Source organism: Nonomuraea sp. NPDC049486, from assembly GCF_040676925.1.
Taxonomy (GTDB): domain Bacteria; phylum Actinomycetota; class Actinomycetes; order Streptosporangiales; family Streptosporangiaceae; genus Nonomuraea; species Nonomuraea ferruginea.
Genome location: NZ_JBFAPV010000023.1, coordinates 1 through 19,243, shown reverse-complemented (window position 1 = coordinate 19,243; position 19,243 = coordinate 1). Strand labels below are relative to the sequence as shown.

The window sequence follows — 19,243 nt, the reverse complement described above, 5'->3', positions numbered from 1 at the left end:
TAGATCTGACCATTGTTCGAGGTGAATAGCTATGGTTTATTGAAGTGAAGCCGAAAGCGAGGTGGCGAGAATGTCCGTCGACGCCCGGCCGGCCCGGTTCGATCGTGCCGACCCGCTGATCATCCCGGGCAGCACGCATCACGTGGGGCTGGCCATACGAGGCGAGCTGAAGCTCTTCTTCGCCGACGGGGAGACCCTCGACTGCGACGACGTGCAGGGCATGAGCGCGGTCCGAAGCTCGGACACGGTCACCACGACCCCGGACGGGCGGCCGACCGTCGAGGTGACCAGGCTCATGACCCACTTCCACTCCAACGTGACCGGGCTGCTGATCCAGCAGAACCCCAGCCGGCTCAACCTGGGCCGGCTGACCGGGATCGCGCCAGGTGGGCCGGAGCGGCTGCTGCCCGCCGACGTCACCTTCGACCAGTACCTGATCCTCGCGCTGCGCGGCCGACTCCACATCAACATCGACCCGCTGGTGATGGAGGCCAAGGAGATCACCGTGTTCCCGCCGATCGGCACCACGTTCCTGTCGCAGGGGGCCACGCTCTTCTACGACGTGGCGGACCTGCCCGGCGGGATCGCCCAGCGGGAGCCGGGGAACGCGACCCCCAGCCTGGCGCTGGCCTCCCAGAGCGTCTGCGGCAGCCACCTCACCCACTACATCGACATGCCTTCCGCGGATGGATGAGGGCGCCGCCACGTGACCTGCTGCCGCTGGTCGTCCGGGCGGCGCGGATCGGCGGGATCCTGGGGCTGGCCCTCCTGCGGGCGGTCACCGACGTGCGCGGGCTTTTGTCCGGGGTCCCGCCGGCGGCGATCGCCGGGGATCGGCTGGCCTGGGCCTGCGAGCGTCTCGGGCCGGCGTTCGTCAAGATCGGCCAACTGCTGAGCACCAGGGTCGACGTGATCCCTCCGGCGGCGTGCCGGGCGCTGGCCCGGCTACGGGACCGCCTCACCCCGCTCCCGGTCGCGGAGGCGGCTCCGGCCCTGCCCGCCGGTCTCGCCGGGCGCCTCGCGGAGCCGCTCACACCGGTCGCGGCCGGCGCGGTGGCGTGCGTCTACCGCGCCAGGCTGGAGGACGGCCGGCGGATCGCCGTCAAGGTGCGCAGGCCGGGCGTCGACCGGGTGATCGCCCGCGATCTGGCCCTGTTCGGGCTCGGCGCCCGGCTGCTCCAGCGGCTGCCGGGGCTGCGGGGCGCGCCGTTCGCGGCCGTGGTCGACCAGCTGGGCGACGCGCTGACGGGGCAGCTCGACTTCCTCGCCGAGGCGGCGGCGTTGCGCAGGCTCCGGGCCGACCTCCGGCACCATCGGGCCGTCCGGGTGCCGGAGGTGCTGACCGAGTTCTGCCGCCGGGACGTGCTGGTGATGGAGTACATGCCGGGCCTCGACCGGTCCGGCCGGGGACCGGGCAGGCGGGTGGCCGTGGTGAACGCGCTGCGGGCGATCTACCACATGCTGTTCATCGACGGGTTCGTCCACTGCGACCTGCATCCGGGCAATCTGCACCCGATGCCGGACGGCTCGGTGGTGATCGTCGACGCGGGGTTCCATCGGCAGCTGGCCGACTCGGACCGGCTCGCGTTCGCGGCGTTCTTCTACCGCATGAGCCGGGGGGAAGGGGCGGAGTGCGCCTCGATCGTCCTGTCCACGGTGCTCGGCGGCGCCGCCGGCCACGACGCCTCGGGGTTCCGCGCCGACATGGAGGAGCTGGTGCGCAGCAGCACCGGCGCGCGGATCGCGGAGTTCGATCTGGTGGGTTTCGCCGTACGGCTCTTCGCCATCCAGCGCAGGCACGGCTATTACGCCGATCCGCACTTCGTGTTCCCGCTCCTGTCGCTGATCGTCATGGAGGGGACGTTGCGCGAAGCGTGTCCGGAGGTGGATTTCCAGATGGAGGCGCTGCCCTTCGTGCTGCGCGGGCTCATGCGGCCGGGCGGGGCGTAGGGGGTCGCTCACCCCTCCGCCGCGGCGACCTCCGCGAGCCGGGGCAGAACCGTGCCCTGCCAGCCCTTGCCCATCCGCTCGAACGCCGCGCGGTCGCGCTTGTCGTCGAGGTCGAAGCCCGAATGTTCGAGAAGCAGGCGGGTGCCCTTGCCCTCGACGACCAGACGCCAGGTGAGGGTCCAGGTGGTGTTGAAGGTGTAGACGAGCCGCTCGTACGGCTCCGCCTCCAGCACCTCGCACGGCACCGAGCCCCAGCCGGGCATCTGCAGGTGGAACCGGTGGCCGACGACCGCGCTGACGTCGCCGGGCGCCCACCAGCGGGCCAGCAGTTCGGGTTTGGTCAGCGCGTCCCACACCTTGGCAGGCGGCGCGGGGATGAACTGGTCGACCGAGATGGACGCGTGGCGGGTGTCGGGCACGGTGCTCCTTGTGCATCGGAGAGCGACCCACCAGATCCTAGGACATCGAAGACACCCTCACCATCAGTGACACAGCTTGAACAGGATGTGCCTCTGTCTCATCAGTGACAATCGCCGAGCCCTTTCGTCGTGCGGCTCTGAACCTGGAGACAGTTGAGCCACTTCGCCCTACTCGGAAACGTGGGCAATTGACTATGACTGGTCGCATTACGGACAGCCGATTATCAAAGTCAACTACGCTCCTATCCGCCGGACCTGGCGCCCGACATGCCAGGTCATCTACCGACATCAGCATTTATAGTTCAAGATTCACATGCCAACCGTACGTGAATTCATGAATCTTCAATTGTCTGGATTTTGGCGTATCTGCCGACCCTTGACCCTTCGCTTGAAAATTGCTTAGTGTCTCCCCCGGAAGGTCATCCAGATCAGACGGGGGACAGCCATGGCGCTCACCCGGCTATTTCGCCTGCCCGAACGCAGACTGACGGGGTTCGTACCAAACTCCAGCCCGGCGAAAAGGCAACTCCTGGAGATTGTCGCCGCCTTTGGAGAAGGGTATAACCGGGCGCTCGACAAAGTTCCCGATGTCACCGATTTACCGCGTCATCTGCACGGATTCGCGATCGAGGGCGCGGCCATGAGCTGCACTCTGCTGGACACGATCACTTTCAGGGGAAACCGCCTGCGCGCCCTCATGGAGAACACCGGAGGCCGGTACACCCACCTGATCCATGTCGGCGCCGGTTGGGCTCTGGCACGCCTGCGCCGCACCCGGTGGCCGGGCCTGGGCGACGAGATGCTCCGCTGGCTGGCCTGGGACGGCTGGGGGTTTCACCAGGCGTACTTCATGCCCCGCAAGGTCTTCCACAACCACTGGATCGAGGTGGGGGCGCGCGGCGCCACCCGCCCGATCAGAGACCAGGGAACGGGCCGTGCCCTATGGTTCTACACCGGCTCCGACCCCGAGCTGATCGCCCGGCTCATCGGCACGTATCCGCCGCACCGCAGGAGCGATCTGTGGGCGGGCATCGGCCTGGCCGCCGCCTACACCGGCGTGTCCGGCGGGACGGACGACCTGCTCGCCGTCGGCGCGGGCCACCGGGAGCATCTGGCCCAGGGCGCCGCCTTCGCGGCCAAGGCGCACGTGCTCAGCGGGCACGTCCCGCCCGGGTCGGCGAAAGCCGTCGAGACGCTGACCGGGGTCACACCCGACGTGGCCGCCGGGTGGACGGATCAGGCTCTCGCCCGGACACCCCGGCCCGGCTCCCCCGCGGACTACGAACTCTGGCGCGCCGGGATCCGGAAGACCTTCCACCAACACACCGAGGGTGTCCTGTGATGATCAATTGGTCGGCCCACGCGGTCAAGATCGGCGCCTTCCTCACGATGCTCGCCACAGGCTGGGCTGCCGCGCTGCCCGGCGACCTCCCCGCCGAGGTGGAGCGGGCCGCCGCCGCGTTCTCCTTCGCCCGGCAGCCGCTCAACGCCGCCGACGGCGGTCGCGGCGTGCGCGAGGTCGCCCCCGCCTACCAGGACATCCGGCACTGGATCTCCTCGGTCGGGGCCGCGGTCGCGCTCTCCGACCTGGACGGCAACTCCCGCTCCGACGACGTGTGCCTGGTCGATCCGAGAACCGACACCGTCACGCTCCAGCCGGCTCCCCAGACGCAGGACCGGTATCCGCCGATCTCCCTGGTCCCTTCGGGCCTGCCCTACGACCCGACGATGGCGCCGATGGGCTGCGTGCCCGCGGACTACGACGACGACGGGGCCACCGACGTCCTGGTCTACTACTGGGGCCGCTCCCCCGTGCTGTTCCTGCGCGGCGACGGGCCGCTCACCGGCCCGGCCGCGTTCACCCCGCGGGAACTGGTCCAGCCCTTCCAGGTGTGGAACACCAACGCCCTGTCGCTGGCCGACGTGGACGGCGACGGCCGCACGGACCTGATCGTCGGCAACTACTTCCCCGACGGCGCGCGCGTCCTGGACCCGGCCGCCCGCTCCGGGCCCGAGCTGCGGATGCAGGCGTCCATGTCGAACGCCACCAACGGCGGCTCGAACCGTGTCCTGCTGTCGCGCGGCGGCGGGACGTACGCCGAGGCCGCCGGCGCCTTCGAGCAGGAGGTGGCGGACGGCTGGACCCTGGCGATCGGCGCCCAGGACCTCGACGGCGACGGGCTGCCGGAGCTCTACATCGCCAACGACTTCGCCCCCGACCACCTGCTGCGCAACCGGTCCCGTCCCGGCGAGGTCTCCTTCGAGGTCACGCGAGGACCCCGCCACGTCACCACCCCGAAGTCCAAGGTGCTGGGCCAGGACTCCTTCAAGGGCATGGGCGTCGCCTTCGCGGACCTGAACGGCGACGAGTTCTCCGACATCCTGGTCAGCAACATCACCCAGGAGTACGGCCTGCTGGAGAGCAACTTCGCGTGGGTCAGCGGCCGGGGACGCGTCTTCGACGACGCGGGCACCGCCTTCTACACCGACGAGAGCGAGGCGCTCGGGCTGTCGCGCAGCGGCTGGGGCTGGGACATCAAGGCCGGCGACTTCGACGGTGACGGCGTCAACGAGATCCTCCAGGCCACCGGATTCCTGCGCGGCACGGTCAACCGCTGGGCGGATCTGCAGGAACTCGCCATGACCAACGACGACCTCCTGGCGAACCCCGCCATGTGGCCCGATTTCCATCCGGACGCCGACATCTCCGGGGACAACGTCAACCCCTTCTTCGTCCGCCTCCCCGGCGGGCGCTACGCCGACGTCAGCCAGGCCGTCGGCGTGGCGGATCCGGGCGCGTCGCGCGGCATCGCCACGGCGGACGTCGACCATGACGGCCGGCTGGACTTCGCCGTCGCCAACCAATGGCGGCAGAGCCACTTCTATCGCAACACCGGACCGGGACGCCCGCCCTTCCTGGGACTTCAGCTGATGCGCCCGGCGGGCGGCTGCTCCAGCAACGCCGAAGCCCTCTCCCCCGCCATCGGCGCGACCGTCCGGCTGGCTTCGGGCGCCCAGGGCACGCGCACCGGCCAGGTCTACCCCGCGAACGGACACGCCGGCGTCGCCGCCGCGGAGCTGATGTTCGCGCTCCGCGCGGGCACCACGTCCGTGCCGGTCGAGGTGAGCTGGCGCGACACCTGCGGCCGGGCCCGTACCGCCGCCGTCGACCTCGCGCCCGGCTGGCATCGCCTCCGCCTCGGCGACGACCGCTCGATCACCCCTGTCACGGAGGGAACACCATGACCTCTGCCCAGCGCGATCCGAGAACGGCGGCGCTTCGCAGATTCGCCCTGTCCATCACCGTGTTCAACCTCCTCGGGCACCTCTGGCTCGGCTTCGAGCAGGCGTACATCACCCCGATCGTGGCCGTGGCGTTCGCCTACGCGCTCGACCTCGCGCTGGAGACCGCGGAGGCGAGCGCCGAGAAGCGGACGCCCAAGTACCGGAAAGAAGGCCTGCTGGACTTCCTCCTGCCCGCCCACATCTCCGGTCTGGCCTGCGCCATGCTGCTGTACGTCAACGACCGGCTCTGGCCGGTGCTGTTCGCCGTGGCCGTCGCCATCGGCGGCAAGTACATCGTCCGGGTGCGCGTCGCCGGGAAGAAGCGGCACATACTCAACCCGTCGAACGCCGGCATCGCGATCACCCTGCTGGTGTTCCCCTGGGTCGGCATCGCGCCGCCGTACCACTTCACCGAGTGGGTCAGCGGTCCGATCGACTGGATCATCCCCGCCTTCATCCTCGTCGCCGGGACCATGCTCAACGCCAAGCTCACGGGGAAGATGCCGCTCATCCTGGGCTGGGCCGGGGCGTTCCTCGCCCAGGCCGTGATCCGCACGTGGGTCGACGGCACGGCGACGACGAGCGCGCTGGTGGTCATGACGGGCGTCGCCTTCATCCTGTTCACCAACTACATGATCACCGATCCCGGGACGACACCGGTCAAGCCGCGTAACCAGGTCGTCTTCGGAGCGTCCACGGCGGTCGTCTACGGCCTGCTCGTGCACTTCCACATCGTGTACGGCCTGTTCTTCGCGCTGGTCATCGTGTGCGTCGCCCGGGGCGTGCTGCTCGCGGCGCTGTCCGCCCGCGAGGCGCGCCTCCAGCAGAGCGCCGTGCCGGTCCCCGCCACCTCGGTGGCCGTCCCCAGTTCCAGGTGACCGCCATGACAGACGTCGCCATCGTCGGCATGGGCTGCCGCTATCCCGACGCGACCGGCCCGGACCGCCTGTGGGAGCTGGTCATGGCCCGCAGGCGGGCGTTCCGGCCCATCCCCGCGACCCGGCTGAACCTCGCCGACTACGACACCGGCGACCCCGACTCGACCTATGTCCGGTACGCGGCGCTCCTGGAGGGCTGGTCGTTCGACCGGGCCCGGCACCGCATCCCGGGAACCACCTACCGTGTCACCGATCCGGCGCACTGGCTGGCCCTGGACGTGGCCGCCGACACCCTCGCGGCGGCGGGCTTCGCCGACGCGTCCGGACTCGACCGCGACAGGGTCGGCGTGGTCCTGGGCAACACGCTGACCGGCGAGTTCACCAGGGCAACCGCCATGCGGCTGCGATGGCCGTACGTGCGCCGCGTCCTGCAGGAGGCCATGGCCGGCGAGGACCTCGGCGAGTCCGTCCGCGACCAGCTCGTCAAGCGGGCCGAGGAGCTGTTCAAGGCGCCGTTCCCCGAGCCCACGGACGAGAGCCTCGCCGGAGCGCTGTCCAACACCATCGCCGGGCGCGTGTGCAATCACTTCGACCTGCACGGCGGGGGTTTCACCGTGGACGGCGCGTGCGCCTCGTCGCTGCTCGCGGTGATCCACGCCTGCGTGGCCCTGACCACCGGGGATCTGGACTTCGCCCTCGCCGGAGGCGTGGACCTGAGCCTCGACCCGTTCGAGCTGGTCGGGTTCGCCAGGACCGGGGCCCTCGCCCGTACGGACATGCGGGTCTACGACGCCTCTCCCACCGGCTTCTGGCCGGGCGAGGGGTGCGGCATGGTCGCGCTGATGCGTGCCGAGGACGCGCTGGCGCTGGGGCGGCGGCCGCTCGCCCTGATCCGCGGATGGGGGGTGTCCTCCGACGGGCGCGGCGGGATCAGCAGGCCCGAACCCGGCGGGCAGCTGCTCGCCCTGCGGCGCGCCTACGAACGCGCCGGGTTCGGCGCGGACACGGTCGGCTACTTCGAGGGGCACGGCACCGGGACGGCGGTCGGCGACCACGCCGAGCTCCAGGCCATGCGGGCCGTGCGCGGACAGGGCCGCCGCCCGGCTTTCGTCGGGTCGATCAAGGCCAACATCGGGCACACCAAGGCGGCGGCCGGCGTGGCCGGACTGATCAAGGCGACGCTGGCCGTGCACCATCAGATCGTCCCGCCGACCACCGGTTCGCACACGCCGCACGAACTCCTCGGGGACGGGCTCACCGTCGCGGAGGGGCCCGTCCCCTGGCCCTCGGCCCCCGTACGGGCAGCGGTCAGCGCGATGGGGTTCGGCGGGATCAACACCCATCTGGTGGTGGAAAGGGCGGGATCGGCCCGTCGAACCCGGTTGTCCGCCGTACAGGAGCGGATGGCGCGCACACCGACGGACACGGAGGTCTTCGCCGTGACGGCGGACAGCACCGCCGCGCTCACCGGGAAGCTCCGGCACGTCGCCCGGCTGGCGGAGACCCTGTCCTTCTCCGAACTCACCGACCTGGCCGCCCGGCTGGCCGGCGAGCCGCAGGGGAGCCACCGGGTCGCCTTCACGGCCCACCATCCTGGCCAGCTCGCCCGCCGGGCCGAGCGGGCCGCCGCCCTGGCGGGCCGCGCCGCCGCCGAGTCCGGCGTCTTCAGCGGGGTGGGCCCGCCCGGGAAGGTCGGCCTGCTGTTCACCGGCCAAGGCGGACCGGCCCGCGGCGACGCCGGCGCCCTGGGCAGGCTGTACGACGGGGCGCGGGCGTACTTCACCGGGGAAGAAGGCATCGACACGGCGATCGTGCAACCGGCCGTCTTCCGGGCCTCCATGGCCGCGCTGCGGTGGCTGGACAGCCTCGGGGTGGCCGCCGTCGCCGCGCTCGGCCACAGCGTCGGCGAGATAGCGGCGCTGACCTGGTCCGGGGCCATCGACGAGGAAGCCGCGCTGGAACTGGTGACCGAGCGCGGCCGGATCATGGGCGAGGTGGGCGCGCCAGGCACCGGCATGGCCTCCGTCTCCGCCCCCGCGAGCCGGGCCGCCGCCCTGATCGAAGGGCTGGACCTGGTCGTCGCGGCCGACAACGGCGCCTCCACGGTCGTCGCCGGGCCGTGGACCGAGGTCGAGACCCTGGTGCGGCGGGCCGGCGCGGACGGCGTCACGGCGACGCGACTGGAGGTGAGCCACGCCTTCCACTCCCCCGCCGTGCGGCAGGCCGTCGCGCCGTTCACCATCTGCCTGGACAAGGCGCCGTTCACCGTGCCGGTGGGACCGGTCTACTCGACGGTCACCGGCACGGAGCTGAGCGCGGGCACCGATCTGCGCCGGCACCTGGCCGCCCAGATCACCGATCCGGTGCGGTTCCGTGAGGCGCTGGATCTGCTCGCCGCCGAGTGCGACCTGCTGGTCGAAGCCGGTCCTGGACATTCGCTGGCGACCCTGGCCACCGCCCACCTCGGCGGCTCGCCTCCGGCCGTCTCCGTTGACGCCGGCGCGGCCGGCGCGCGGGGCCCGCTGGAGACCGCCGCCGCCCTGTTCGCGGCAGGCGCGACCGACTCGTTGCGCACCCTGTTCGACCAGCGCTTCCACCGGCCCTTCGAGCTGGACCGGGAGCCCGTGTTCCTGACGAATCCCTGCGAGACGGCGCCGGAGCCCGCCCCGTCCGCCGCGCCGGAACGGCCGCGGCCGGAAGGCGGCGGCGTGGCCGAGATCGTGCGCGAGCTGGTCGGGGCCGCCCTGGAGCTGGAGCCTGACGCGATCGCGGACGACGACCACCTCCTGGCCGACCTGCACATGAACTCTCTGCAGGTCGTCCAGCTCGCCGCCGAGTCGGCGTCGGCTTGCGGGAAGGCGCTGCCGCCGGTCCTGCCCTCGATCGCCGAGGCCACGGTCGGTGACCTGATCGCCGCCGTCGAGGCGTTCCCCCGGGCCGAGGAGCACACGCTGGACCTGCCCGACTGGTTCCGCCTGTTCACCGAGCACCAGGAGCCCGTCCAGCCGCCCGAGCCGGAAGGCGCGCTGCGCGCGCATGTCCCCGCCGTGCCCACGGACGCCGACCTGGCCGCCTTGGTCGCCACGGCGCGCCGGGCGATCGCCGGTGGGCTGCCCCTCGTCGTCACCGACGAGGCCGACTGCGCCTCCGGGTTCGTCGCCGCCCTGCGCCAGGAGCATCCGGACGCCGACGTCCATTGGCTCGGCGTGGACCGCGCGGGCCGGACCTACGAGGTCCGGCACTCGCCCATGGCCCGCCCGCGCAGCGATCCACCGCTGCGGCGGGACGACGTGGTCGTCATCACCGGCGGAGGCAAGGGGATCGGGCTGGAAGCCGGGCTCACCCTCGCGAAGGCGTACGGGGTCCGGCTGGCGCTGATCGGCCGGTCGGATCCCGGCACGGACCCCGAACTGGCCGGCGGCCTGGAGAGGTTGCGGGCCGCCGGGGTGGTGGCCGCCTACCGCAGGGCGGACGTCACCGACGCCGCCGCTGTCACGCGGGCCATGGCGGAGCTGTCCGAGCTCGGCCCGATCGCCGGGGTGGTGCACGCCAGCGGGATCAACCGGCCCGCCCTCTTCGGCGAGCTCACGGACGAGGACTTCGCCGAGCACGCCCGTACGAAATGTGCCGGTCTGGAGAACGTGCTCGCCGCCGTCGATCTCGGCGGGCTGCGGCTCCTCCTCGCGTACGGGTCCGTGATCGGGCGGTTCGGGCTGGCCGGCGAGACGCACTACGCCCTGGCTAACGGACGGCTCCAGGCCATGGTGCGCGCCCTCGCGCCCCGGCTGCCCGACGGCTGCGTCAGCGCGACGCTGGCCTGGACCGTGTGGTCCGGGGCGGGGATGGCCGAACGGCTCGGCGTGGTCGACCACCTCGCCGGCGCCGGGATCGGCACCCTGCCCGCGGAACGGGGCGCCGAGCTGCTGCTGGACGCCATAGCGGCAGGTCCGGCCGGGGAGACCGTCGTCATCAGCGGCCGGCTTCCCCAGCTCGACCGCGCGCAGGTCACCCCGCCGCGGCATCCGCTCCTGCACCGCCTGCTCAGGTTCGTCCCGGGGGTCGAGCTGGCGGCCGAATGCGAGCTGGACGCGTCGCGCGCGTTCCTGGCGGACCACCAGCTCCACGGGGTGCGGCTGCTGCCCGCCGTCTGCGCTCTGGAGGCCATGGCCCAGGCCGCGGAGATGCTCGGCACTCCGGCTCGCACGATCACGGACGCCCGGTTCGAACGACCGGTCATCGTGCCCGCCGACGGGACGCGGACCATCCGGATCCACGCCCTGCGCCACCCCGACGGCAGCGTGGCGGTCACCGTCCGCAGCGCGGAGACCGACTTCTCCGCCGACCACTTCGCCGGGCGGGTCGTCCCCGGGCCGGCCGATCCCCCGGACGTCGAGGTCCCCGCCGGTGACCCGCCCGGCCACGAACCGGCCGAGCTGTACGGATCGCTGTTCTTCCACGGGCCGGCGTTCCGGCGCCTGACCCGTTTCGAGTCCCTCTTCCCCACCGGCTGCCGGGCGCTGCTGTCCGGGGCCGGCGAGGACCTGGGGCTGGGCGAGCCGGTCCTGGGGGACGCCGCCCTGCACGACGCGGCCATCCACGTCCTGCAGGCGTGCGTGCCCCACCGGCGCCTCCTGCCGGTCGCGTGCGATCGCTTCCAGGTGCACGACGGCGCCCGGTCCGCCGACGTGGTCGTCGAGGCGGTCGAACGGGAGCACCAGGGCGTCGACTACACCTACGACGTCCTGGCCCGGTCCGTGGACGGGCGTCCCCTGTTCAGCTGGTCGGGGTTGCGGCTGCGCGACACCGGGCCGCTGCGCCTGGACGCCGTCCCGCCGCTGCTGACCGGCCCGTACCTCGAACGCGTGGTGGGGGACCTGTGCCCGGGGGCGGCCGCCGTGACCCAGGAGTGGGTGGAGCTGGACGGCCCGCCGCTCCCGCTGGGTCCCGAATGGACGGATCAGGCCGAGCAGCTGGCGCGCCTGACCGGCGAGTCCCGCACCTCTCTGAACTCGCGGCTGAGTGCGGTGCTCAAGTGTCTGCCCGAAGCCGGCCAGGCCAGGTCGCTCCAGGTCGAGGCCGCGTACGAGCACGGCTGGATCAAACTCAGCGGCCCCTCCGGGTCGGCCGTCCTGTCCGGCCTGCTCACCCTGAACGATTCCGGCGGCCCGCCACGACCCATGGTCGTCGCCGTGCTCACCCAGGAGAGGCGATGAATCCTTTCTACGAACACCGCCAGGTGGTGACCTTCGCGGACACCAACGTGGTCGGGAACGTGTACTTCACCCATTACTTCGAGTGGCAGGGCCGCTGCCGGGAACGGTTCCTCGCCGACCAGGCGCCGGAGGTCCTCCAGGAGCTCACCCGCGACCTCGCCCTGGTGACGGCCGACTGCGCGTGCGAGTTCTTCGCCGAGCTGTACGCGCTCGACGAGGTGTCGATCCGCATGTCGCTGGGCGGCATCGAGGCCAACCGGGTGACCATGGAGTTCCACTACTACCGGCTGGGCGCCGGTCCGGCTCTGCTCGTCGCCCGGGGACGGCAGACGATCGCGTGCATGCGCCGCGGCTCCGGCGGCGCCCTCCACCCGACGGAGATCCCCGGCCCGCTCAGGCGGGCGCTCGACCCTTACCGTCCCGTCCCGGCAGCCTAGGAGGACCGCCCCGTGGATCCGCGGATCGGCATCATCGGGTGCGGGCGGATGGGCACGGCCCTGGCCCGGCTCATCGACCTGCACCGGATACCGCTGCTGCTGGCCAACCGGACGCCCGGACGGGCCGCCGCGCTCGCCGCCGAGCTGTCGTGCGCGCGGGCCGTGCCGCCGCAGGAGGCCGCCGCCGAGTCCGATCTGACCATCCTGGCCACGCCCATCGACGCCACCTGCCGTGACGTGGCGCCCCAGCTGCGGCGGACGCGGTCCGTCATCGTCGACGTGTCCAACCCGTGCTTCGGTGAGCCGGCCGCGCCGCCCTACGCCTCGGCGGCGCAGCGGATCGCCGCGGCGCTGCCCGGTTGCGCCGTGGTGAAGGCGTTCAACTGCCTGTCGGCACGATGGATCAGCGCCTACATCCGCGCGCCCGGCCTGGTCACGATCCCCATCGCGGGCGACGACCCCGATGCCAAGCTGCTCGTCACCCGGTTCTGCAAGCAGCTGGGATTCGACATCGCCGACGCCGGGCCCCTGGCCAACAGCCGGTGCATCGAAAGCCTGACCGAGCTGCTGCTGTGCCTCGACGCCGACTCGATCGGCGTGAAGCTCGTGCCGGCCCTCCCCTGACCGCGGCCGCGCCGTCCCCCCACGAAACCGATCCCAGGAGTCGTCATGTCCGCTCCCGCCATCAGCCGTTCGACGCTCAACGAGCGACACCACAAGACGGCTCTCGGTGTCTTCCTCGTGATCGTCCTCGCGCACTGGGCGGAACACGTCGTCCAGGCGATCCAGATCTACGCGCTGGGCTGGCCGGTCCCCGAGGCGCGCGGACTGCTCGGGCTGCCGTTCCCCTGGCTCGTCACCTCGGAATGGATGCACTACGGCTACGCCCTGGTCATGCTCGTGGGGCTGATCCTGCTGCGCCCGGGCTTCACGGGCCGTTCCAGGACCTGGTGGACCGTCGCGCTGGCCATCCAGTTCTGGCATCACATCGAGCACCTGCTCCTGCTGATCCAGGCGCTGTCGGGGACGTACCTGGCCGGGCGGGCCGCGCCCACCAGCGTCATCCAGCTCGTGATCCCCCGCGTCGAGCTGCATCTGTTCTACAACGCCGTGGTCTTCGCGCCGATGGTGGTGGCCATGGTGCTGCACCGGCGTCCGCGCCTGGAAGAACGCGCCGTCATGCGGTGCGACTGCGCGCTCCAGCCCGCATGAGGTTCCGCCCCTCCCCGCCGATGGCCGTCGTCCTGCTGCTGGTCGCCGCGCTCGCGCTGTCCTGGACGCTGCCCGGGATCGGCCCGGCGCTACGGCTCGCCACCGGCCACGGCCTGCGGGGCACCTTCACCGCGCAGCGCCTGGACTGCCTGCGCCATCCCGGGCACGAGAGCTGCGCCTGGACCGGCGCGTTCCGCTCCCGCGACGGCCTCGTCCAGCGCACGGAGGTCACCCTCGCGGGCAGCGACCGGGGCACCCATCGAGCGGGCCAGCGGGTCGAGGCGGTCGACGTGGGGCTGACCAACCGCGTCTACGGTCCGGGCGGCTCCGCCGAATGGGTCTTCACCGTACTGCTGGCCCTGGCCGAGCTGGCGCTCCTGGCCTTCGCCCTCATGGCGATCGCCGGAGCGATCCGGCGCGGTGAAGGGACGCGTTCCCCCGCCGGGGCGTCGCCGTCAGCGCCAGCCGAGTGCGGGGGCGACGTGGGTCAGGACCGATGAGAGCAGGTGGGCGTTGTAGTCCACGCCGAGCTGGCTGGGCACCGTCAGCAGGAGCGTGTCGGCCGCGGCTATCGCCTCGTCGGCGGCCAGCTCCTTGACGAGCACGTCGGGCTCGGCGGCGTACGTGCGCCCGAAAACCGCCCTGGTGGTGGCGTCGATGAAGCCGACCTGGTCGGAGCTGGTGCGCTCGTGGCCGAAGTACGCGCGGTCGGTCTCGTTGACGATCGGCATGATCGAGCGGCTCACCGACACCCGCGGCTCGCCCTCGTGGCCGGCCTCCTTCCACGCCTCCCGGTAGGCCGCGATCTGCTCGGCCTGCTGCACGTGGAACGGCTTGCCGTTCTCGTCGTCCTTGAGCGTGGAGCTCATCAGGTGCATGCCGAGCCCGGCGGCCCACTTCGCGGTGGCGTTCGAGCCGGAACCCCACCAGACGCGCCGGCGCAGCCCTTCCGAGTGCGGTTCGAGGCGGAGCAGTCCGGGCGGGTTGGGGAACATCGGCCGCGGGTTCGGCTGGGCGAACCCCTCGCCCTCCAGCACCTTGAGGAAGACCTCCGCGTGCCTGCGCGCCATGTCCGCCTCGGTCTCGCCCTCGGCCGGCTCGTAGCCGAAGTAGCGCCAGCCGTCGATCACCTGCTCGGGCGATCCGCGGCTGATGCCGAGCTGGAGCCGCCCGCCCGCGATGAGGTCGGCAGCGCCGGCGTCCTCGGCCATGTAGAGGGCGTTCTCGTACCGCATGTCGATGACGCCCGTGCCGATCTCGATCCGGCCGGTCCGCGCGCCGACGGCCGCCAGCAGCGGGAACGGGCTCGCGAGCTGCCGGGCGAAGTGGTGGACGCGGAAGTAGGCGCCGTCGGCCCCGAGCTCCTCGGCGGCGACCGCGAGCTCGATCGACTGCAGCAGGGTGTCGGACGCGCTGCGCGCCTTGGAGTACGGCGAGGACGACCAGTGCCCGAAGCTCAGAAACCCGATCTTCTTCATACGCACTTCAACATTCCGCACGTCAAAGAGATTCCATCACCGCCCGGCGGTCAGTCGCCGTATTTCTTCACAGCCTCGTAGGACGCGTAGTAGCCCCGGCTGAACGTGGAGTCGTACCACCAGGCCCGCCCGCCGGCGCCGAACGCCATCAGCTGGTTGTACATCTGACGCTTCGGCATGAGCAGCATCGCCGTCCGGACGACGCTGTCGCGCTACGCCTCGGCCCTGGACCGGCTGACCGGCGGCTGGTCGGGCAGATCCCTCATCGCCGCCTACCTCTCGGCCCCCGACCAGGTCGAGGCCGCGGTGCGCTGCGCCCAGCCGGAGAGGGATCGCGCGACGTTCCACCGCTTCGACGCCTGGGCCGCCCAGACCGGCCGGCCCACCCCCGAAGCGCTCGCCCACCGCTGCCGGGCGCTCCTCATGCCTCCGGGCGCCAGGCCTGCTTCGAAGCCGCCTTGCGCGCTCATCACCGCGACCCGCAACCGTACGAACAGGCCAGGACCGAGCTCGTCTACGGCCAGTGGCTGCGCCGCACCCGCCGCAAGCGCGCGGCGCGCGAGTTGCTGGAAGCCTCCCGCGAACGTTTCGACCAGCTCGGGGCCCGTCCTTGGGCCCGCCGCGCCGCCGCCGAGCTCCGCGCCACCGGCGACCCGCGTCACGGCCGCGCGGCCGGGCACGTCCCCCGGAACCTGCTCACCGCCCAGGAACGCCGGATCGCCAGGCTCGCCTCGCGCGGCGTCCGCAACCGCGACATCGCCGCCCAGCTCTTCCTCAGCCCCCGCACGGTCGGCAACCACCTGTACAACGTGTTCCGCAAGCTCGGCATCACCTCCCGCCGCGACCTCGGCACCGCTCTCGGCCTCGACACGCCCTGACAGGCGCCGAACACGCCGACGCCCTCGCCGCGCAAGCCGGGTACGCACGGCGCCCTCGCCGCGCAAGCCGGGTACGCACGGCGCCCTCGCCGCGCAAGCCGGGTACGCACGGCGCCCTCGCGGCGCAAGCCGGGTACGCACCGGCGCCCTCGCGGCGCAGGCCGGGTGCGCGCCGAGCGGTCTTCCCGGCCTGATCCGCGTCATCACAGGGCCTAGTTCGGCGTGGAGGGGATGGGATCCCCTTGTCTCGACCGGCCGGGTGTCACCAGGGCGGCGACGACGACGCCGGCGCCCGCCGCGACGGCGGCCACGGTGAACCCGCCGGCGAAGCCGCTCAGCGTGGTTCCCGCCAGGCTCGCGGCGGCGACGCTGGAGACGACCGCGGCGCCGAGTGAGGCGCCGAACTCGTGGAAGGTGCTCACGATGCCGGACGCGATCCCGGCCTCATGGGGCGCCACCTGGCCGAGCGCGGTCGCCGAGGCGACGACGAACAGCGCGCCGGTGCCCGCGGCGGCGACGGAGACGCCGACCACGACGACGGCGGGATGCATCGACACGGCCGGTGCGGCCAGGCCGAGAGCCGCGACCGCCAGTCCGGCGACGGCCGGCGCGCGTCCGCCCCAGCGGCCGATCACGCGGCCGGTCAGGTTGGCCCCGAGCATCGTGGCCACCGCCACGGGGAGGAACAACAGGCCCGTGTGCAGCGCGCCGTATCCCTGCGCCTGCTGGAAATAGAAGGTGCCCAGGAAGAACACGGCGATCATCAGGGCCGTCGCCATCAGGATGAGGAACGCGCCCGCCGCCACGGGCCGCCGCGCGAGCAACCGGACGTCCATCAGGGGCGACCGCGCCCGCCGCTGCCACACGACGAACAGGACGTAACCCACCGCGGCGGCCAGGACGAGCCAGCCGGTGAACGACGTGAGCCAGCCCCGCTCGCCGGCGGCGATGAGAGCGTAGATCAGCGACGCGGTGGAGGCCGTCACCAGGATCGCGCCGAGGACGTCCAGCCGTGACCGTTCGGTTCCCCAGGTCGGCAGCCGCGGCACGAGGGCGGCGAGCACCGCGGCGATCACCAGCCCGATGGGCACGTTGACGTAGAAGACCCACGACCATCCGGGGCCCGCCGTGAGGAGGCCGCCGACCAGGACGCCGAGGGCGGCTCCGCCTCCGCCGAGCGCGGACCAGACGCCCAGGGCCTTGTTCCGCTCCTCGCCGTCGAACAGGGCCACCACCAGGGACAGCGCCGAGGGTGACAACAGGGCCGCGCCGACCCCCTGGGCGATGCGGCCGCCCACGAGCATGGCCGCGGATTCCGCCAGTCCGGTGACCAGCGACGCCGCGGTGAAGAGAAGAAGTCCGGTGAGCATGACGCGCTTGGCGCCCACCAGGTCCGAGATCCGCCCGCCGAGCAGCATGAGTCCGCCGAAGGTGAGCGTGTAGGCGCTGACGGTCCAGGTCAGCGCCTCGCGGGTGAGCCCGAGGTCGGTCTCGATGTGGGGCAGGGCGATGGCGACGACGGTGACGTCGAGGATCAGCATGAGCTGCGCCACGCCGAGAAGGCCGAGAACGCGCCAGCGCGCCGGGTGTGCGCCCGGCTGGGCGATCTGTTGGTTCATGAGGTCTCCATGGCAAGAACTCGTACTTCCATGTACGAGCTTTGCCCTGACTATAACTCGTATGTGTGCGTACGCGTTAGAGTGCCGACATGGCTGAGCCGTCCATACGCCCCAAGCGCCGCGCCGATGCCGAGCGCAGCATCGCCCGCATCGTGTCCGCGGCCCGCGCCCTGCTGAGCTCTGACCCCAACGCGAAGACGGACGACATCGCGAAGGCGGCGGGCGTGGGGCGGATGACCCTGTACGGGCACTTCGGCACCCGCGCCGAACTCGTCGAAGCGGCGCTCGTGGACGCGTTGAAGGCCGGTGACGAGACCCTGTCGGCCGTCGACCTGACGGGGAACGCCCGCGAGGCCATGACCCGCCTGCTGGCGTCGAGCTGGCAGATCGTGGCCGAGTCCGCGGCCCTGCTCGCCGCGGCCGAGGAGGTCCTCCCCGCGGGACGGATCAGGGAGCTGCACGAGCGACCGGTCCGGCGCATGACCGAGCTCGTCAGCCGCGGCCAGGACCAGGGCGTCTTCCGCGCCGACCTGCCCACCACCTGGCTGGTCAGCGTCGTCCAGTACATTCTGCACGGGGCGGCGACCGAAATACGAGCGGGACGCCTCGCCCCTCACGACGCCGCGGAAGTGGTGACGAAATCCGTGGAGTCGGTGCTGACCGGCCAGGCCGTCAAGAGATGAATTCGACCAGGCGAACAAAAGAAAGAAACAGCAGGTCAAAGGCAAGATTCCCGTCATTCACGAAAATCTCGTCCGCTCTATTCGTGACCTATGTCATTGCATTTATCGCCTCTAATGCTCCTATAATCGGAGACAAAGGCGGGATTCGATGAACAGCGCATGGAGAACGGCATGATGATTTCACCCGGCCCGTACGACGAGTTCGATCTGACGGGACACGCGTGCGTCGTCACCGGGGCCGCGCAGGGCATCGGCGCCGCCGAGGCGCGGCTGCTCGCGCGGCGTGGTGCGGCGGTGCTGTGCGCGGACCTGGCGGACACCGGGCCGTTGGTGGAGGAGATCCGCGACGAGGGCGGCATCGCCCTCTCCTGGCAGGGGGACCTCACCGAGCGGGGAGCGGCCGAGGACGTCCTGGCCGCCGCCGAGGGTTCCGGGCGGCCGGTCTCGGTTCTGGTCAACAACGCCGGCATCGTCCGTGACCGGATGGTCTTCAACCTGGACGACGCCGACTGGGACGCGGTGCTCGCGGTGAACCTGACCGCGCCCTTCCGGCTGTGCCGTGCCCTGGCCCGGCACTGGCGCGGGCAGCCGCGGCGCGCGGGACGGCGGATCATCAACACGAGCAGCGAGTCGGGGCTCTACGGCAACGCCGGGCAGAGCAACTACGCGGCGGCCAAGGCCGGTCTCGCCACGCTGACCTTGACCCTCGCCGCCGAGCTCTCCCGCTACGGGGTCCGCGTCAACGCGATCGCCCCCCGGGCACGCACCCCGATGAGCGAGGCCGCGTTCGGCACACTGCCCGGCGGCGCGCTGCCGCCCGACCGCGTCGCGGCCCTGGTCGCCTGGCTCGCCGGCCCGTCCGGCGAGGACGTCACCGGGCAGGTCTTCGTCGTCGCCGGGGACACCGTGCGGCGGATGCGCACCTGGTCGCCGGTGCGCGCGGCCCGGCAGCCGGAGGAGTGGTCGCCCGAGACGAGCAAGCGCTTCCTGGCGGAGCTCTTCGACGGCGACGCCACACGTCACGAGCCCGCTCCGATCAGCGCCCTGTTCACCGGCGAAGCCACCGGGTAGCGCCCCGGCGGACCGGCCGCCGAGATCGGCGATGGTTTGGCGGGCCTGGTGCGGCCCCACCTTTCGGCCGGGAACGGACAGTCGTCCTCTTCGCTTGGGATACCGCATCTTCTTGCCTGC

At 71.8% G+C, this 19,243-nt stretch carries 17 protein-coding genes; 13 read left to right on the top strand and 4 right to left on the bottom strand.

The window, feature by feature from the left end; translation table 11 throughout:
- Window positions 1–70: 70 nt before the first annotated feature.
- Together AB0K05_RS40790 and AB0K05_RS40785 are read left to right on the top strand one after the other, a co-directional pair.
- Window positions 71–694, top strand: a complete 624-nt coding sequence (locus AB0K05_RS40790; protein ID WP_148030990.1) for a hypothetical protein — start codon at window positions 71–73, stop codon at window positions 692–694.
- Window positions 691–1,950 carry an AarF/UbiB family protein gene (locus AB0K05_RS40785; protein ID WP_271278820.1) on the top strand — a complete coding sequence of 420 codons (1,260 nt, stop codon included), beginning with the start codon at window positions 691–693 and terminating at the stop codon, window positions 1,948–1,950. The genes AB0K05_RS40790 and AB0K05_RS40785 overlap by 4 nt, the downstream gene beginning before the upstream one ends.
- A gap of 8 nt (window positions 1,951–1,958) precedes the next feature.
- Here AB0K05_RS40785 and AB0K05_RS40780 read toward each other — a convergent pair whose 3' ends face one another.
- The gene (locus tag AB0K05_RS40780; protein WP_148030988.1) at window positions 1,959–2,369 is read right to left on the bottom strand and encodes an SRPBCC domain-containing protein; all 411 of its coding nucleotides are present in this window, start codon (window positions 2,367–2,369) and stop codon (window positions 1,959–1,961) included.
- Window positions 2,370–2,814: 445 nt separating this feature from the next.
- Between AB0K05_RS40780 and AB0K05_RS40775 the strand changes: the two genes are divergently transcribed.
- Genes AB0K05_RS40775 through AB0K05_RS40740 form a run of 8 tightly spaced genes read left to right on the top strand, consistent with a single transcriptional unit; the run spans window position 2,815 to window position 13,894 of the window.
- Entirely contained in the window at window positions 2,815–3,711 is an 897-nt protein-coding gene (locus tag AB0K05_RS40775; protein WP_271278819.1) for a DUF1702 family protein, read from the top strand.
- Window positions 3,711–5,615 carry a VCBS repeat-containing protein gene (locus AB0K05_RS40770; RefSeq protein WP_364236672.1) on the top strand — a complete coding sequence of 635 codons (1,905 nt, stop codon included), beginning with the start codon at window positions 3,711–3,713 and terminating at the stop codon, window positions 5,613–5,615. The genes AB0K05_RS40775 and AB0K05_RS40770 overlap by 1 nt, the downstream gene beginning before the upstream one ends.
- Complete coding sequence (locus tag AB0K05_RS40765) at window positions 5,612–6,532, top strand: enediyne biosynthesis protein UnbU (RefSeq protein ID WP_364236669.1); 921 nt, start codon at window positions 5,612–5,614, stop codon at window positions 6,530–6,532. Before AB0K05_RS40770 ends, AB0K05_RS40765 begins: the two co-directional genes overlap by 4 nt.
- Window positions 6,533–6,537: 5 nt before the next feature.
- A complete protein-coding gene (locus tag AB0K05_RS40760) occupies window positions 6,538–11,745 on the top strand; it encodes a type I polyketide synthase (RefSeq protein ID WP_271278817.1) in 5,208 nt (1,735 codons plus the stop codon).
- Window positions 11,742–12,182, top strand: coding sequence for an acyl-CoA thioesterase (locus AB0K05_RS40755; RefSeq protein WP_148030983.1), 441 nt, complete (start codon window positions 11,742–11,744; stop codon window positions 12,180–12,182). The genes AB0K05_RS40760 and AB0K05_RS40755 overlap by 4 nt, the downstream gene beginning before the upstream one ends.
- Window positions 12,183–12,194: 12 nt before the next feature.
- Entirely contained in the window at window positions 12,195–12,806 is a 612-nt protein-coding gene (locus AB0K05_RS40750; RefSeq protein WP_271278816.1) for an NAD(P)-binding domain-containing protein, read from the top strand.
- 45 nt (window positions 12,807–12,851) lie between these two features.
- Window positions 12,852–13,394 carry a hypothetical protein gene (locus AB0K05_RS40745; protein ID WP_148030981.1) on the top strand — a complete coding sequence of 181 codons (543 nt, stop codon included), beginning with the start codon at window positions 12,852–12,854 and terminating at the stop codon, window positions 13,392–13,394.
- The gene (locus AB0K05_RS40740; RefSeq protein WP_364236664.1) at window positions 13,391–13,894 is read left to right on the top strand and encodes a hypothetical protein; all 504 of its coding nucleotides are present in this window, start codon (window positions 13,391–13,393) and stop codon (window positions 13,892–13,894) included. The genes AB0K05_RS40745 and AB0K05_RS40740 overlap by 4 nt, the downstream gene beginning before the upstream one ends.
- Here the strand turns inward: AB0K05_RS40740 and AB0K05_RS40735 are convergent.
- Both AB0K05_RS40735 and AB0K05_RS40730 read right to left on the bottom strand, forming a co-directional pair.
- Window positions 13,850–14,872 (bottom strand): LLM class flavin-dependent oxidoreductase, encoded by a 1,023-nt coding sequence (locus AB0K05_RS40735; RefSeq protein ID WP_364236661.1) that lies wholly within the window; start codon window positions 14,870–14,872, stop codon window positions 13,850–13,852. The genes AB0K05_RS40740 and AB0K05_RS40735 overlap by 45 nt on opposite strands.
- Before the next feature lie 50 nt (window positions 14,873–14,922).
- On the bottom strand, window positions 14,923–15,051 hold the full coding sequence (locus AB0K05_RS40730; protein ID WP_364236658.1) for a hypothetical protein: 129 nt from the start codon (window positions 15,049–15,051) through the stop codon (window positions 14,923–14,925).
- A gap of 279 nt (window positions 15,052–15,330) precedes the next feature.
- Here AB0K05_RS40730 and AB0K05_RS40725 point away from each other — a divergent pair, with 279 nt between their 5' ends.
- Complete coding sequence (locus tag AB0K05_RS40725) at window positions 15,331–15,750, top strand: helix-turn-helix transcriptional regulator (RefSeq protein ID WP_364236656.1); 420 nt, start codon at window positions 15,331–15,333, stop codon at window positions 15,748–15,750.
- Window positions 15,751–15,962: 212 nt separating this feature from the next.
- Here the strand turns inward: AB0K05_RS40725 and AB0K05_RS40720 are convergent, their stop codons facing one another.
- Window positions 15,963–17,369, bottom strand: a complete 1,407-nt coding sequence (locus AB0K05_RS40720) for an MFS transporter (protein WP_364236653.1) — start codon at window positions 17,367–17,369, stop codon at window positions 15,963–15,965.
- Between the two features lie 89 nt (window positions 17,370–17,458).
- Here AB0K05_RS40720 and AB0K05_RS40715 point away from each other — a divergent pair, with 89 nt between their 5' ends.
- Together AB0K05_RS40715 and AB0K05_RS40710 are read left to right on the top strand one after the other, a co-directional pair.
- On the top strand, window positions 17,459–18,052 hold the full coding sequence (locus tag AB0K05_RS40715; protein WP_219548116.1) for a TetR/AcrR family transcriptional regulator: 594 nt from the start codon (window positions 17,459–17,461) through the stop codon (window positions 18,050–18,052).
- Between the two features lie 171 nt (window positions 18,053–18,223).
- Complete coding sequence (locus AB0K05_RS40710; RefSeq protein ID WP_219548117.1) at window positions 18,224–19,123, top strand: SDR family NAD(P)-dependent oxidoreductase; 900 nt, start codon at window positions 18,224–18,226, stop codon at window positions 19,121–19,123.
- Window positions 19,124–19,243 lie beyond the last annotated feature (120 nt).